Below are 14,472 nucleotides of genomic sequence, written 5' to 3'. Positions count from 1 at the left end.
CGTTCCCACGCAGAGCGTGGGAACGATCTTTCTTCGGAAATGATCTAGTCTCTGTCATCCAGGGAGAGACCGCCATGTTCCGCTACTTCGAGCAACTCAGTTCGCGCATCGCAGCACCGTTCGTAGCCGGGTCGTCTCGCAACAGCAAGGTCTGGCAGTGCCGCTGCGGGCAATCGCTGTTCTTTCGCAACAGTCAGTGCCTGGCCTGTCAGGCGCTTCTGGGTTACCAGCCGCAACAAAGCCGCGTTTCATCCCTGCAACCCGGGCCTGTCGCCGACACCTGGCTGGCTGATGAAAACCTCGACGCCGGCGCTTTCCGCCGCTGCGCCAACCTCGACACCCCGGCTGCCTGCAACTGGCTGATCCCTGCCCACAGCACTGCGCCGCTGTGCGTGGCGTGCAGCCTGAACCGTACCATTCCCGACCTGTCGGTCCCGGAAAACCCGGATCGCTGGCGCAAGGTGGAGACCGCCAAGCGCCGTCTGGTGGCCCAATTGATCAGCCTTGGGCTGCGAGTCGTGCCCAAAAGCATCGACGAAGAAAACGGCCTCGCCTTCGACTTTGTCGGCATCGACCTGGAAGGCAATGCACCCATGACGGGCCACGCCAACGGCCTGATCACCCTGGATATCAAGGAAGCCGACGACGCCCATCGCGAGAAAGTCCGGGTGCAGATGCGCGAGCCTTATCGCACGTTGCTTGGTCACTTTCGCCATGAAGTCGGCCATTACTATTGGGACCGTCTGATTGCCAACACTCACTGGCAGGCGCCTTTTCGCAACCTGTTCGGCGACGAGCGCGCCAGTTACGCCGACGCCCTCGACCAGCACTACAGGAACGGCCCGCGCCCGGACTGGCAGCAAACCTGCGTCAGCGCCTACGCCACCATGCACCCCTGGGAAGACTGGGCCGAAACCTGGGCGCATTACCTGCACATGATGGACGCCGTCGACACCGCGCTGGGCTTTGGCATGAGCGCCCGCGAGATGGACCTGGACTACCAGCCATTCCCCCTCACCACACTTTATGACCCCGAACACCCCGGCGGCGTGGCGTTTCTGTCGTTCGTCAACGCCTGGATCGAACTGGCCGGCATGCTCAACGAGCTGTCGCGCAGCATGGGTCAGCCGGATTTTTATCCGTTTGTGTTGCCGCCGGCGGTGATTGCCAAGCTGCATTTCATCCACCTGGTGATCCAGGAAGAGGGCGGCCGGGCGGATGAGGTCGTCCAGGCGCAATAGCCGCTTTCTGTGGGAGCCGGGCTTGCCCGCGATAGCATCAGCGCGATACCACCGATACACCGAGTCGTCTGCATCGCGGGCAAGCCCGGCTCCCACAGGGTGCGATGTGGGTTCGGAGGCCGCAGGCAAGTGCTTGAACCAGCGGCTATTTTTAATCCGGAACCAACGGTTGTAACTTCTGATGAGATCGGTACAATGGCCCCGCTTGCCGAGAGGCAGGCGTCGTTATGGTGACCCCATCGGTCCCCCCGCAACGATTACCCGTGAACCTGGTCAGAGCCGGAAGGCAGCAGCCACAGCGGGAACATTGTGTGCCGGGGTGTGGCTGGTGGGGTTGCCTCCATAACGCTCTTCCTTGCAACACCTACTATCCAATTTTTTATGCGCTTTGCAGGCAATCTTTGCTTGCGAGTCGATTTCTGCTGTCTGCTGGACAAGCCCAAGCCGCCTGCTAGCGTCAAGGATGCAAGTGACCCGGTGCTGGAGTAGTGGAGAAGTGAAGGCACTCATTTCCTAAACAAGGATGATTGCCATGACCAGCCCCCAAGGTTTACCCGTTGCTATCAAGGCGTCAGTCGGCACGCCAGGCAAGGCGACTAACAACCTTGCCGACGTACGCAGCATTCAGCACCTGTTCAACCTGATCAAATCCGCGTCCGATCTACCTTTGGTGGAGGACGGCCTGTCGGGGCCCAAATTGGTCCAGCGTATTATCGCGTACCAAACTGCTCGCCTGAACGCCAAAAAACCCGACGGTGTGGTAGATGCCAATGGCCAGACGTTCAAGAGCCTGGTGGAAGATGCAGGTAAGGCAAGCCCGGCTAACCAGGCGACTATCAAGGCTTCGAGCGATCAAAAGCAATGGCTCACAGAGGTCACGTGTGACGGTGGAGTAGCCCTGACCGATGCGGACTTCCAAAGCGCTGCAGCCCAGCTAGGCAATGGGATTCAGGTGAGTCTGATCAAGGCGTTTGCCATTGTTGAGTCCAGTGGACGTTCCGGGTTTGGCCCCGCCAAGCTGCCAGTGATCGCGTTTGAAGGGCACATCTTCCGAAAGTACACCGAGAAACGGTATGACAAGACTCACCCCTTGCTCTCTTACCCCTACCTGGTAAAGGCGGGCCCACAATGGCAGGCCAATAACAAGGACCAGGCCACTGCCTGGCGTACGCTTGCTGATGCTTTCAAGCTGGACCCGGAATCTGCGCTGAACTCAGCGTCCTTCGGCATGTTTCAAATGATGGGATTCAACTTTCGTACTTGCGGGTATAAGAACGTCTCGGATTTTGCCGTCGCGATGAAGCGCAACGCTGGCGAGCAATTGAAGGCCTTTGTGGTTTTCTGCAGCAAGAACCCGGCCTTGATCAAAGCCATGAAAGATAGGGACTACGCGGGCATGGCGCGCAACTATAACGGTGCAGACTTCGGCAACTACGACAAGCGAATCCAAAAAGAATACGAAGCGCTAGAGAAGAAAAAATAGCGGTAACGGCAGAGTTTTCGATATTTGGCAGCGCATTGATAGCTGTCTCACAGCTATCAATGCGCCCACTGGACAACCCAAAACAGACTTGTTAGCTCCCGCGAGCCACTTGTTTCAGAGTATGACAAGGGTGTTGCTTTGATATTGAAGTGATATCACTTCTTTAACTAACAAGGATGTCTGCCATGAAAAGCCTGCCAGGGTTGCCCCGTCTTATCAGTGCTTCCGTCGGCGCTGCGGGTAAAGCGCGCAACTTGCCTGTCGATGTTCAGTGCATCCAGTATTTATTCAATTTGATCATTCCCAAGATGGGTTTTCCGCTGGCCGAAAACGGCAAGTGTGACGGCCAGTTGGTGCAGTGCATCAGTCAGTATCAGTTCCGTCACCTCAAGTACGCGCACCCCGATGGCGTGATTGATCCTACCGGTCGCACTTTCAACAGCCTGATCGAAGAGGCGGTGAAGGTCCCGGTAAAAGCCTTTCCGACGATGCGCATACCAAGCTTTTTGAATGTGTTCGGCAATAACAATAGTGATGCGGTGCAGGCCACGGTGAATGTGTACCTGGACCGCATGCGTGCCATGGTCGAAGCCGAGCGGCGCAACCGCCAGCTGATGCTGCAGGCCACGTGCGACGGGGGTATGACCCTCACCGATACCGACTTCCAGAATGCCGCCACGCAACTGGGCAGTGGTATCTCGGTGAATATCATCAAGGCGTTTGCCACCGTGGAGTCCGGTGGGCGCTCGGGTTTCGGCCCGGCCAAACTGCCGGTGATTGCTTTTGAGGGGCATCTGTTTCGCAAGTACACCAAGCACATCTATGACCAGGCGCAGCCGCTGCTGTCCTACCCCTACGTGAGGAAAGCCGGGCCGCAATGGCAGGCCAACAACAAGGACCAGACCAAGGCTTGGGAAACCATGGCCACCGCTTTTGCGCTGGACCAGGAAGCGGCATTGATGTCGGCGTCCTGGGGCATGTTCCAGATCATGGGGTTTAACTTCAAGTCGTGCGGTTACAAAACCGTGTTTGAATTTGCAGCGGCACTAAAGGTTAATGCCGGCAATCAACTTAAAGCCTTTATTGGTTTCTGCAGTGAAAGCCCGGCGCTGATCAAGGCCATGAAAGATAAAGACTATGTCGCTATGGCGCGCAACTATAACGGCAAGGATTACGGCGACTATGACAACCGTATCAAAAAAGCCTACGAAGCATTGGAAGGGAAAAAATAAGATGACGCGTTTTCTGGCAGTGGGTGTGTTGTCGTTGTGCGTTATCGCACCAGCGTTCGCAGGCGAAACCGCTTTGCATTCGGGCAAGTACGAAGGGTTGATGCTAGCGGTGACACCGGAGCATCAGGTTGAAGGTTATTACGCTGAGGCGCTGGGCGAGGGCGTAACCCGCAGCTGCGCGTTTTACTTGCAAGGCGAGCCGCAAGCGCTGACCACATGGCTGGATGAGTCTTATCCCGGCAGTGTGGCGCCTTCGTCCGATGGCGTGACCCTGACCGTGGAGCAGGGCCGTCAGCACCCGGGCTGTATGAGCGTGCTGATGCCGGAAATCGCCACGGGCCTGGAGTTGACCCAAACCGCCACTACGCAATGGATTGGTCTGGTGACGGTCTCGGCCGACAAGGCCTACTTGCTCACAGAGCCTGGTTCCGATGCGGCCAAGCGCCCGTATATCGTCAAGGATGATGTGGTGGGGGTGCTGGCGTTCAAGGACGGCTGGGCTCACGTCGAGTTCACCAACGCCAAGGACCATACCTACACCGGCTGGATTGGCCAGGACGAGTACAGCCGCCTTTCTGCGCCTTCAGCGGCGAACTGAAGCAAACAAAAACGCCGCAACGTGTCAGCCACGTTGCGGCGTTTTTTTGTGCCAGGAATCAGGCCTTGTTGCGGTTGAACAGCTTGCGGACCAACGCGAGCAGAGCCACCACGCCCACCACCAGAAACTTCTTCATGGCCAGCAGAAAGATGCCGATCTTGGCGAACAACCCGGCTTTGGCGGCGATACCACCGGCCACCAGCGCGGCAAGGCCATAGGTGGCGAGCTTGTCGGTGCCCGGGTTGAAGTCGGTGTAGAGGTTGCCGTCGGTGAAGTTAGTAAACGCCAATACCTTGGGCAGTTCCTGCTTGATGGTCGCCAAGTCGCTCATGCCAGCGACGGCGTTGAGTTCCAGCACACCTTCGCGGCCCAGCACGCGAATGCTGTAGTTGAGGGTGGTTTGCTGGGCGTCATCGGCTTTCAGCTCACGGGCCCAGTACATTTTGTGAGTGGCTTCGTCGTAGTGCGGTGGCTCGGCCCAGCCCAGCAGATGCAGGCCGGCGTAACCTTGTTTTTTACGCTCAACGTTTTCCGACTCATCTTCTTCCTGCATCTGCTTGAGCAGTTCGGCGTAGTCGATTTTCGCCGCATCTTCGTCGGCGATGTGCCCGTCGTTCTTGTAGCTGACGATCACGCCCCAACCGCGTTCCGACAGCGGGCTGACAGCCTTCGGCACGATCATGCCCAGGGTTTTGAAGCCCGGTGGGTTGCCCCAGCCATCAGTAAGCAGGCGCTCGGTGTCAGCGGGGTTGAGGTAGTAGAACTCGTCGTTGAGTTTGAGGGTTGCAATGCCGGTGGGCAGGGTGACCGTGCCGGTTTGCTGCTTGAGCGAGGCAAGGAAGTGCTCAGGCGTTTCGGCGGGCGCACTGGCTTCAACAGGCGTTGGTGCAGGTGTGGAAGCAGCCAGGACCGGGGTGGCAGGCAGGCTCAAGGCGGCCGCCGCCATTAGGGCGCGGAAGTAATTCATGGTAGTCCCTTACATTTTGAATTAATTTCGCGGGAGGATAACTGAAATATAATGTTACCAGCTAGCCGAAAGTCTCCCTCAGCAGCCCGGCAAACGCGTCCCGCGCCAAGTGCCGCTGGGTGTCTTTGTGCCAAAACAGCAGGTTGTCCACCGCCTGCAATTCCTCAAACCGGTAAGACGCCAACTGATTGGCCTGCTCGTAGCGCGCCAGAATGCCTTCCGGCGCCAGCGCCACGCCAATCCCTGCACTGACACAGCCGATGATGGTGCCCCAACTGGCATAGCTGGCGATGCTCGGCTTGAAGTCATGGGGCTTGACCCAGTTTTCCAGTGCCGCGCGGTAGGGGCAGCCGGGCGGCCATACCAGCAGCGTGCGTCCGGCTAGATCTTCGGCGCTGTTGATAGGTTCGCTGGACGCGCTCGCGATCAGCACCAGCCGCTCGCTGTAGACCACGCTGTGTTCGAGCTTGGCGCGTTTTCCACCGGCGGCTACCAGCGCCACATCGAGGCGGTGGTGCTGCAAGTCATCGAGTAATTCAGCCCAGGCGCCGGTCACCAGTTCCAGGCTGACATCCGGGTAGCGCCGGTGGTATTCGGCCAACAGCGGCGGCAGACGGCCGCTGGCGCTGGACTCCACCGCACCGATTCGCAGCGTGCCGCGGGGAATGGCGTTAGCGTCCACCGCGCGTTTGGATTCATCCACCAGCGCCAGAATGCGCTCGCAGTAATCCAGAAAAATTTCACCGGCGGCACTGATCGCCAGCCCACGCCCGGCGCGGATAAACAGCGGCGTGCCCAATTCGCTTTCCAGCTGCTTGATGCGCGTGGTGATGTTGGACGGCACGCAATGCAATTGCAGGGCAGCCTGGGCCACGCTGCCGGTTTGCGCCACGGCTCGCACCATTTTCAGTTGGGCCAGTTCCATTGCTCAGTTCCAGTGATTTCAGAAGTCAGAAACGCTTAATTGTCCTGCGCGGTGTCGGGGCCAAGACTGGCGGCATTCCTTCTCCGTTTCCGGGCGCCGCCGATGAATACCCCGTCACCTCTAAAGCTTACGCTAGTCATTGCTGGCGTCATCCTCTGCTGGGCGTATTCGCCGATCGGCGTGCACATGGGCCTGCACAGCTACAGCCCGGGGCAACTGGCACTCCTGCGATTTCTGATCGCCTCGGTGTTCATGGGAGGCGTGGCGCTGGTGATGGGCATTGGTCGGCCGCAATTGCGCGACGTGCCATGGCTGCTGGTGCTGGGTTTTTTCGGGGTATTTGCCCACCACACCAGCCTGAATCAAGGGCAGCAGTGGGTGACGGCGGCGGCGTCGAGTGTGTTGGCGCAGTCCGCGCCGCTGTTCAGCGTGCTGATTGCGTTTTTCTGCCTGAAGGAACGAGTCAGCCTGTGGCGCTGGAGTTGCGTGTTGCTGGGACTGGTCGGCGTGCTGGTGGTGATCTGGGGCGATCACGGCGTGGGGGATATTGACCCGCGCGGACTGTTGATTCTGCTGGCGGCGCTGTCATGGAGTGTGTATTTCGCCATCCAGAAACATTACGCCCACCGTTACAGCCCGCTGACCATGGCCTGCTACATGGTCTGGTTCGGCACCCTGATGCTTTGCGTGAACCTGCCAGGCCTGCCGGCCGCCGTGCTGCAGGCGCCTTTGCCGGAGAACCTGGCCGTGCTGGTGCTGGGAGTTTTTCCGAGTGCACTGGCGTATGTCGCCTGGGGTTACGTGTTGAAACATGTGGACGTCAGCCGCGCCTCGGTGGCGATGTACCTGATTCCGCCGGTGGCCATGCTGATGGCTGCCACGCTGCTGGGCGAACACGTTGCCGTGCAGGTGATGCTCGGCGCGGTGATTGTGCTGGCCAGCGTGGCAGCTATCAGCCTGGAAGGGCGCTGGCGGTCACTCGCTCAGGCTGAACGCGCGCAACCGGTGGCCGTCGAGGTCCTCGGCGACGAAGGTGTAGCCAAAATCCAGGGTGGTCGGTGATTGAATGATCGTTGCGCCACGCGCCACCCACTGATCGTGCAGGGCGTCAATGGCCGCCTTGTCGGGCAGCGAGAAACCCACTTCACCGCCGCCACCGGTCATCCGGGCTGCGGGCTCCACGGTATGGCGTGACCACAGGCCCAGTTTCACGCCGTTGTCGAGAATGAACAGGGCGAACGTCGGGTTCAGCTCCACCGGCGGTTTGTCCAGCAGGCGGCTATAGAAGTTGGCGCTGGTGGCCGGGCTGTCAACGTACAGCAGGAAGTAATGGGCGACGGTGTTCATGAGCGTTCCTTGAGAGCGGGCGGGTTGAGGTGCCCAGTCTAAAACCCGGTACTGTCAGTTCTTGTCAGGAGTCGGCAGGGGCTGTGCATTTTCTCCGGTGTAGAGTTTGATGATGTCGTCGATCTCCCCCGACATCTTCATGCGCAACAGTGTGCGCAGTATCTGCTGCACCGGCACGTTCGGGTCATTGCGCACGATGCAGCCCAGGCTTTGTTCGTCGATCGCGGCGACCTTGTGCAGTCGCCGGCCGGGCGCCAGGTTCAGGTTGAAGCGGTCGAATGTCCATTCATTGATCACCGCGTAATTGAAACGCCCTGCGACCAGCTTGTGCAGCACCAGGTCTTCACTGCGCGAGTCGTCGCGAGTCAGTTGGCCGCTCGCGAACAGGGGGTCAAGGACGGCGTAACGGTAATTGAGCACTGTGCCGATCGACTGCGGTGCCAGCGTTTCCACGTGCACCGTTTGCGGGGAGGAAGGGCGGCTGACCATCACATTGCGCTGCACCATCAGCGGCACGCTCCAGGTGTAGTCGCCGGACAAGTCGTCGAGCCATGCCTGGGCGACATAACAACGCACGTCGATGTCACCGTGTTCCATGGCATTGGCGATGCGCGCCCGGGGCAACACGTGAAATTCGGCCGGGCGCCCGACCTGGGTGGCGAGGCTTAACATCAGGTCATACACAATGCCCTGGGTGGGCTGGCCGTCTTCTACTGCGGCCATGGGCATTGCCCAGCTGTCGGAAACCGAGAAACGCAACGGCGCAGGTGCCGCGAGGCAGGCGACGGAAATCATCCATAAAGCGCCCAGGACTACGCGCATACACTCTCCGGGTTCAGGCCTTCGCGGGGCCAACCAGGTGAGCTTAGTCAGATTAGACGAGCGTGCCGGATGCAATTTCCCCCTTGCTCCGCTAGCATTACCGGCTTCCGCTTCCCAGTTGCGACGGTTTTCGATGAGTTATCAGGTTCTTGCACGTAAATGGCGTCCGCGCTCGTTCCGCGAAATGGTCGGCCAGACCCATGTGCTCAAGGCTCTGATCAATGCCTTGGACAGCCAGCGGCTGCACCACGCCTACCTGTTCACCGGTACGCGGGGGGTGGGCAAGACCACCATTGCGCGCATCATCGCCAAATGCCTGAACTGTGAAACCGGTATCACTTCCACGCCTTGCGGCACCTGCTCGGTGTGCAAGGAAATCGACGAAGGGCGTTTTGTCGACCTGATCGAGATCGACGCCGCGAGCCGCACCAAGGTCGAAGACACCCGCGAGCTGCTCGACAACGTGCAGTACGCGCCGAGCCGCGGCCGCTTCAAGGTCTACCTGATCGACGAAGTGCACATGCTGTCCAGCCATTCCTTCAACGCCTTGTTGAAAACCCTGGAAGAGCCGCCGCCCTACGTCAAATTCATTCTGGCCACCACCGACCCGCAGAAACTTCCTGCAACGATTTTGTCGCGGTGCCTGCAGTTCTCCCTGAAAAACATGACCCCCGAGCGGGTGGTCGAGCATTTGACCCACGTGTTGGGCGTCGAGAACGTGCCGTTCGAAGACGACGCACTGTGGCTGCTGGGCCGCGCTGCCGATGGTTCGATGCGCGACGCCATGAGCCTCACCGACCAGGCCATCGCCTTTGGTGAAGGCAAGGTCATGGCCGCCGACGTGCGCGCCATGCTCGGCACCCTCGACCATGGCCAGGTGTTCGACGTGCTGCACGCACTGATCGAAGGTGACGCCAAGGCGTTGCTCGAAGCCGTGCGCCACCTGTCGGAGCAAGGCCCGGACTGGAATGGCGTGCTCTCGGAAATCCTCAACGTGCTGCACCGCGTCGCCATTGCCCAGGCGTTGCCTGAGGGTGTCGACAATGGGCATGGCGACCGCGACCGCGTGTTGGCCCTGGCCCAGGCGTTGCCGGCCGAAGATGTACAGTTTTATTACCAGATGGGCCTGATCGGTCGCCGGGACCTGCCCCTGGCGCCGGACCCGCGCGGTGGCTTTGAAATGGTCCTGCTGCGGATGCTGGCCTTCCGGCCCGCCGACGCGACAGACGCGCCGAGACAGCCGCTAAAGCCAGTGGGGATCAGCCAGGCCACAGTTGATTCCGCCAAACCAGTGGCTGGCGCGGCGGTGGTTGCGCCAGTGGTTGCTGCGCCTGCGCCGGTTGCTCCGGCACCTGAGCCTGTGGCCGCCGCACCTGTGGTCGAACCAGAGCCTGAGCCGGAACCCGCACCGGTGGTCGATTTACCGTGGAATGATCCGGTAGAAGTCGAAGCCGAGTTGCAGCCCTTCGTCGAGCCTGTGCTCGAGACCGCCGGCGAGCAACCCGAACTGACCCCAATGCCCACGCCGACGCCGGACAGCGTGGTGCCGGCTGCGCCTGAATGGGTCGCAGCGCCCGTGCCGGAGCCCACCGTCGCCCAAGTCGAAGCCGCCACGCCGGGCATCGACCTCGACGACGAGCCTCCGCTGGACGAAGACTACATCGAGCCGGACATGGATTCGGCCTACAGCTACCTGGACGACCTGGCCAGCGAACACACTGCCGAGCCGGCCCCCGAGCCCGAGGCGGAACCCGCTGCGGCGCCGGCGACGGGCCTGGCCCTGCAATGGCTGGAGTTGTTCCCGAAACTGCCGATTTCCGGCATGACCGGCAGCATCGCCGCCAACTGCACCTTGATTTCGATCGAGGGCGACCACTGGCTGCTGCACCTGGACCCGGCCCACAGCGCCCTGTTCAACGCGACCCAGCAGCGCCGCCTCAACGACGCGCTGAACCAGTACCATGAGCGCACGCTGACCATCACCATCGAGCTGATCAAGCCCGAGCAGGAAACCCCGGCTCAGGCCGCGACGCGCCGGCGTATCCATCGTCAGCGTGACGCTGAGGATTCGATCCACGCGGACCCGCTCATCCAGCAAATGATGCAACAGTTTGGTGCGGTCGTCCGTCAAGATACTATTGAACCTGTCGACGCCCCGGTGCCCCAAGCGTCATAACACCGGGCTACTAATTGATCCACGTACTTTTGAGGTGATTCCCATGATGAAAGGTGGCATGGCCGGCCTGATGAAGCAGGCGCAGCAGATGCAGGAAAAGATGGCCAAGATGCAGGAAGAACTGGCCAACGCCGAAGTCACCGGTAAAGCCGGTGGCGATATGGTCAGCGTGGTGATGACCGGTCGTCACGACATCAAGCGCGTGAGCATCGACCCAAGCGTATTGCCAGGCGCGAGCGAAGATGACCTGGAAATGCTCGAAGCGCTGTTCGCCGCCGCCGTCAACGACGCCGTGCGCAAGATCGAAGCCAACAGCCAGGACAAAATGTCCGGCGTGACCGCCGGCATGCAACTGCCGCCGGGCATGAAGATGCCGTTCTGATTCGCTAGCCTTGGCTAGACTCAAATGCCAGGCCATGTGCCTGGCATTTTTGTTTGTGCCAATCCGATCGAACCCTCGCCTGCCAGGCAAGGTCTGCACCCTATACCGATGAATTCGATAAAGGAGCCTCCTGATGCCTCAAGAACCGATTCTGAACCAGCGCATCGTCCTGGTTTCGCGCCCGCAAGGCGCGCCGACTCCGGAGAACTTCCGCCTGGAGCGCGTTAACTTGCCGGAGCTGGCCGACGGCCAAGTGCTGCTCAAAACCTTGTACCTGTCCCTCGACCCTTATATGCGTGGGCGCATGAGTGACGCGCCGTCCTACGCAGCGCCGGTGGAAATCGACGAGGTGATGACCGGCGGCGCTGTCAGCCGTATCGAGCAATCGCGTAATCCGAAATTTGAAGTGGGCGACTTGGTGGTCGGCTCAACCGGCTGGCAGAGCCATAGTATCTCCGACGGCCGCAATCTGATCCCCGTACCCAATGGGCTCGCAAGCCCGTCCATGGCTTTGGGGGTGCTGGGTATGCCGGGCATGACGGCCTACATGGGCTTGATAGATATCGGCCAGCCCAAGGCCGGAGAAACCCTGGTCGTGGCTGCGGCATCCGGCGCAGTGGGCTCCGTCGTCGGGCAGGTGGCCAAGCTCAAGGGCTTGCGCGTGGTGGGCATTGCCGGTGGCGCGGATAAATGCCGCTATGTCGTCGATGAGCTGGGCTTTGATGCCTGCATCGACCACAAAAGCGCCGGCTTTTCCGATGAACTGGCGCAGGCGTGCTTCAACGGCGTGGACATCTATTTTGAAAACGTCGGCGGCAAAGTCTTCGATGCGGTGGTGCCGTTGCTCAACGCCAAGGCGCGGATTCCGCTGTGCGGGCTGATTGCGGGCTACAACGCCCATGAAGCGCCCAGCGGTCCCGACCGCTTGCCCGCGTTGCAACGCACCTTGTTGACCAAGCGCGTACGCATCCAGGGTTTCATCGTGTTTGACGACTATGGCGATCGCCAGCCGGAATTCCTCAGCGCCATGGCGCCATGGGTGCGGGACGGCAAGATCAAGTTCCGCGAAGACGTGGTGGACGGCCTGGAACAGGCGCCGGAAGCCTTTATCGGGTTGCTGGAGGGGCGCAACTTCGGCAAGTTGGTGGTACGCGTCGCGCAGGATTGAGCATTTGACGCTAATCCGAGGCGCGGGTATAAACCGCGTCTCGTTGTTTTGTCGGACCTTTCCCCCATGAGCTTCAGCCCCCTGATTCGCCAACTGATCGACGCCCTGCGCACGTTGCCGGGTGTAGGCCAGAAAACCGCCCAGCGCATGGCCCTGCAGTTGCTGGAGCGTGATCGCAGCGGCGGCACCCGGTTGGCCCAAGCCTTGAGCCAGGCCATGACCGGCGTGGGTCACTGCCGCCAATGCCGCACCCTCACCGAAGAAGATCTGTGCCCGCAATGCGCCGACCCGCGCCGTGACGACACGCTGCTGTGCGTGGTGGAAGGGCCGATGGACGTGTACGCAGTGGAGCAGACCGGCTACCGCGGGCGCTACTTTGTGCTCAAAGGCCACCTGTCGCCGCTCGATGGCCTGGGGCCGGAAGCCATCGGCATTCCACAGTTGGTGGCGCGGATTGAAGAGCAGGGCACGTTTACTGAAGTGATCCTGGCGACCAACCCGACGGTGGAAGGTGAGGCGACTGCGCATTACATTGCGCAGCTGCTGAGCAACAAAGGCCTGATTACTTCGCGTATCGCCCATGGCGTGCCGCTGGGGGGGGAGCTGGAGTTGGTGGATGGCGGGACGCTGGCGCATTCGTTCGCCGGTCGCAAGCCGATCGCCCTCTAACGGGCGACACAGTTAAAAATGTGGGAGCGGGCTTGCTCGCGAATGCAGGGTATCAGTCAACAAAGATATTGACTGATGCACCGCATTCGCGAGCAAGCCCGCTCCCACATTGGTTCTATGTCGTCACTAGAGTTTTCGCACGGCTTGATAACCAAGCAAGCGCTTGGTAAGTTCGCTCCACCTCTCCGTGGAGCTTGCCGATGTCTGCCTATCAGGACTACTTCGACCCCAGCCACCAATTGGTCCGCGACAGCGTGCGTCGTTTCGTCGAGCGCGAGATGTTGCCGGGCATCGAGCAATGGGAGGAGGCTGAGTGCTTTCCCCGCGAGCTGTACCTCAAGGCCGGCGCGGCGGGGATTCTCGGTATCGGTTACCCCGAAAGCCTCGGCGGCAGCCATGAAGGCGATGTGTTCGCCAAGGTCGCCGCCAGCGAAGAGCTGATGCGCTGCGGTTCCGGTGGTGTGGTGGCGGGGCTGGGCTCGCTGGATATCGGCCTGCCGCCCATCGTCAAATGGGCGCGCCCCGAGGTGCGCGAGCGTGTCGCGCCGCAGGTGCTGGCCGGCGAGAAAATCTGCGCCCTGGCCGTCACCGAACCGAGCGGCGGTTCCGATGTAGCCAACCTGCAAACCCGCGCCGTGCGTGACGGCGACCATTACCGCGTCAGCGGCAGCAAAACCTTTATCACCAGCGGCATTCGCGCCGACTTCTATACCGTCGCTGTACGCACCGGCGGGCCTGGGTTTGGTGGGATCAGCCTGCTGCTTATCGAAAAAGACACCCCGGGGTTCACCGTCGGCCAGCCGCTGAAAAAAATGGGCTGGTGGGCGTCAGACACGGCTGAACTGTTCTTCGACGATTGCCGGGTGCCCGTAGGCAATTTGATCGGCGCCGAGAACATGGGCTTTGCCTGCATCATGGGCAATTTCCAGAGCGAGCGCCTGGCGCTGGCGTTGATGGCCAACATGACAGCGCAGCTCGCGCTGGAGGAGAGCCTAAAATGGGCGGCCCAGCGCGAAGCGTTCGGCAAGCCCATCGGCAAGTTTCAGGTGCTCAAACATCGCCTGGCGGAAATGGCCACGGCGGTAGAAGTCTCGCGGGAGTTCACTTATCGGCAGGCGGCCAAGATGGCGGCGGGCAAGAGTGTGATCAAGGAGATTTCCATGGCCAAGAACCTGGCGACTGACACGGCTGATCGCGTGACGTATGACGCTGTGCAGATCCTTGGGGGGCAGGGGTATATGCGCGGCAGCCTGGTGGAGCGGCTGTATCGGGATAACCGCATTCTGTCGATTGGCGGAGGGACTCGGGAGGTGATGAATGAAATCATCAGCAAGCAGATGGGGTTGTGAACCGGGGTGTGCTTGAGGGCCTCTTCGCGAGCAAGCCCGCTCCCACATTTTGATGTGTGAACACAGTCGAAATGTGGGAGCGGGCTTGCTCGCGAAGGGGCCGGCCCAGACAG

14 protein-coding genes and 1 other RNA gene are annotated in these 14,472 nt (G+C 60.6%); 11 read left to right on the top strand and 4 right to left on the bottom strand.

The features are described from left to right. The first annotated feature begins 74 nt into the window (after positions 1-74). The 5 genes from BFW87_RS03185 to BFW87_RS03165 all read left to right on the top strand — a co-directional run bounded on the left by BFW87_RS03185 (position 75) and on the right by BFW87_RS03165 (position 4,554). A complete protein-coding gene (locus BFW87_RS03185; RefSeq protein ID WP_078738528.1) occupies positions 75-1,241 on the top strand; it encodes a zinc-binding metallopeptidase family protein in 1,167 nt (388 codons plus the stop codon). Positions 1,242-1,478: 237 nt separating this feature from the next. Further along, an RNA gene (gene ffs, locus BFW87_RS03180) (signal recognition particle sRNA small type) lies at positions 1,479-1,575 on the top strand. A gap of 198 nt (positions 1,576-1,773) precedes the next feature. Continuing rightward, a complete protein-coding gene (locus BFW87_RS03175) occupies positions 1,774-2,724 on the top strand; it encodes an N-acetylmuramidase family protein (RefSeq protein ID WP_078738527.1) in 951 nt (316 codons plus the stop codon). Positions 2,725-2,909: 185 nt separating this feature from the next. Then, entirely contained in the window at positions 2,910-3,956 is a 1,047-nt protein-coding gene (locus BFW87_RS03170; protein ID WP_078738526.1) for an N-acetylmuramidase family protein, read from the top strand. Position 3,957: 1 nt separating this feature from the next. Then, on the top strand, positions 3,958-4,554 hold the full coding sequence (locus BFW87_RS03165; RefSeq protein WP_078738525.1) for a hypothetical protein: 597 nt from the start codon (positions 3,958-3,960) through the stop codon (positions 4,552-4,554). 58 nt (positions 4,555-4,612) lie between these two features. Here the strand turns inward: BFW87_RS03165 and BFW87_RS03160 are convergent, their stop codons facing one another. Continuing rightward, positions 4,613-5,521, bottom strand: a complete 909-nt coding sequence (locus tag BFW87_RS03160) for a DUF2167 domain-containing protein (protein ID WP_078738524.1) — start codon at positions 5,519-5,521, stop codon at positions 4,613-4,615. A 61-nt stretch (positions 5,522-5,582) separates the two neighbouring features. Continuing rightward, a complete protein-coding gene (locus BFW87_RS03155; protein WP_016973185.1) occupies positions 5,583-6,446 on the bottom strand; it encodes a LysR family transcriptional regulator in 864 nt (287 codons plus the stop codon). 102 nt (positions 6,447-6,548) lie between these two features. On the opposite strand from BFW87_RS03155, the gene BFW87_RS03150 reads away from it, so the two are divergent. Then, the gene (locus BFW87_RS03150; RefSeq protein WP_078738523.1) at positions 6,549-7,508 is read left to right on the top strand and encodes a DMT family transporter; all 960 of its coding nucleotides are present in this window, start codon (positions 6,549-6,551) and stop codon (positions 7,506-7,508) included. Here the strand turns inward: BFW87_RS03150 and BFW87_RS03145 are convergent. Both BFW87_RS03145 and BFW87_RS03140 read right to left on the bottom strand, forming a co-directional pair. Beyond that, the gene (locus tag BFW87_RS03145; protein ID WP_078738522.1) at positions 7,422-7,793 is read right to left on the bottom strand and encodes a VOC family protein; all 372 of its coding nucleotides are present in this window, start codon (positions 7,791-7,793) and stop codon (positions 7,422-7,424) included. The two genes, BFW87_RS03150 and BFW87_RS03145, sit on opposite strands and share 87 nt — an antisense overlap. Before the next feature lie 54 nt (positions 7,794-7,847). Further along, positions 7,848-8,615, bottom strand: coding sequence for a substrate-binding periplasmic protein (locus tag BFW87_RS03140; protein ID WP_078738521.1), 768 nt, complete (start codon positions 8,613-8,615; stop codon positions 7,848-7,850). 133 nt (positions 8,616-8,748) lie between these two features. Here BFW87_RS03140 and dnaX point away from each other — a divergent pair, with 133 nt between their 5' ends. The 5 genes from dnaX (at position 8,749) to BFW87_RS03115 (ending at position 14,359) form a co-directional block, all read left to right on the top strand. Continuing rightward, entirely contained in the window at positions 8,749-10,791 is a 2,043-nt protein-coding gene (gene dnaX, locus BFW87_RS03135) for a DNA polymerase III subunit gamma/tau (RefSeq protein WP_078738520.1), read from the top strand. A gap of 43 nt (positions 10,792-10,834) precedes the next feature. Continuing rightward, a complete protein-coding gene (locus tag BFW87_RS03130; protein ID WP_078738519.1) occupies positions 10,835-11,173 on the top strand; it encodes a YbaB/EbfC family nucleoid-associated protein in 339 nt (112 codons plus the stop codon). 133 nt (positions 11,174-11,306) lie between these two features. Beyond that, positions 11,307-12,341, top strand: a complete 1,035-nt coding sequence (locus tag BFW87_RS03125; protein WP_078738518.1) for an NADP-dependent oxidoreductase — start codon at positions 11,307-11,309, stop codon at positions 12,339-12,341. Positions 12,342-12,407: 66 nt separating this feature from the next. Next, positions 12,408-13,010 carry a recombination mediator RecR gene (recR, locus tag BFW87_RS03120; RefSeq protein WP_032887656.1) on the top strand — a complete coding sequence of 201 codons (603 nt, stop codon included), beginning with the start codon at positions 12,408-12,410 and terminating at the stop codon, positions 13,008-13,010. 200 nt (positions 13,011-13,210) lie between these two features. Then, on the top strand, positions 13,211-14,359 hold the full coding sequence (locus BFW87_RS03115) for an acyl-CoA dehydrogenase family protein (RefSeq protein WP_078738517.1): 1,149 nt from the start codon (positions 13,211-13,213) through the stop codon (positions 14,357-14,359). Positions 14,360-14,472 lie beyond the last annotated feature (113 nt).

The sequence above is a fragment of the Pseudomonas fluorescens genome (genome assembly GCF_002022275.1).
In the GTDB taxonomy this organism is placed as follows: domain Bacteria; phylum Pseudomonadota; class Gammaproteobacteria; order Pseudomonadales; family Pseudomonadaceae; genus Aquipseudomonas; species Aquipseudomonas fluorescens_AJ.
Note: the sequence above shows the minus strand (reverse complement) of the source record. Positions and strands in the feature narration are given on the sequence as shown.

What these genes read in the sequence shown, in the direction of transcription:
- BFW87_RS03170 (WP_078738526.1), top strand. Translation starts at nt 2,910, where the DNA reads ATGAAAAGCCTGCCAGGGTTGCCCCGTCTTATCAGTGCTTCCGTCGGC.
- BFW87_RS03145 (WP_078738522.1), bottom strand. Translation starts at nt 7,793, where the DNA reads ATGAACACCGTCGCCCATTACTTCCTGCTGTACGTTGACAGCCCGGCC.
- BFW87_RS03185 (WP_078738528.1), top strand. Translation starts at nt 75, where the DNA reads ATGTTCCGCTACTTCGAGCAACTCAGTTCGCGCATCGCAGCACCGTTC.
- BFW87_RS03175 (WP_078738527.1), top strand. Translation starts at nt 1,774, where the DNA reads ATGACCAGCCCCCAAGGTTTACCCGTTGCTATCAAGGCGTCAGTCGGC.
- BFW87_RS03165 (WP_078738525.1), top strand. Translation starts at nt 3,958, where the DNA reads ATGACGCGTTTTCTGGCAGTGGGTGTGTTGTCGTTGTGCGTTATCGCA.
- BFW87_RS03140 (WP_078738521.1), bottom strand. Translation starts at nt 8,615, where the DNA reads ATGCGCGTAGTCCTGGGCGCTTTATGGATGATTTCCGTCGCCTGCCTC.
- recR (WP_032887656.1), top strand. Translation starts at nt 12,408, where the DNA reads ATGAGCTTCAGCCCCCTGATTCGCCAACTGATCGACGCCCTGCGCACG.
- BFW87_RS03115 (WP_078738517.1), top strand. Translation starts at nt 13,211, where the DNA reads ATGTCTGCCTATCAGGACTACTTCGACCCCAGCCACCAATTGGTCCGC.
- BFW87_RS03130 (WP_078738519.1), top strand. Translation starts at nt 10,835, where the DNA reads ATGATGAAAGGTGGCATGGCCGGCCTGATGAAGCAGGCGCAGCAGATG.
- BFW87_RS03125 (WP_078738518.1), top strand. Translation starts at nt 11,307, where the DNA reads ATGCCTCAAGAACCGATTCTGAACCAGCGCATCGTCCTGGTTTCGCGC.
- BFW87_RS03155 (WP_016973185.1), bottom strand. Translation starts at nt 6,446, where the DNA reads ATGGAACTGGCCCAACTGAAAATGGTGCGAGCCGTGGCGCAAACCGGC.
- BFW87_RS03150 (WP_078738523.1), top strand. Translation starts at nt 6,549, where the DNA reads ATGAATACCCCGTCACCTCTAAAGCTTACGCTAGTCATTGCTGGCGTC.
- BFW87_RS03160 (WP_078738524.1), bottom strand. Translation starts at nt 5,521, where the DNA reads ATGAATTACTTCCGCGCCCTAATGGCGGCGGCCGCCTTGAGCCTGCCT.
- dnaX (WP_078738520.1), top strand. Translation starts at nt 8,749, where the DNA reads ATGAGTTATCAGGTTCTTGCACGTAAATGGCGTCCGCGCTCGTTCCGC.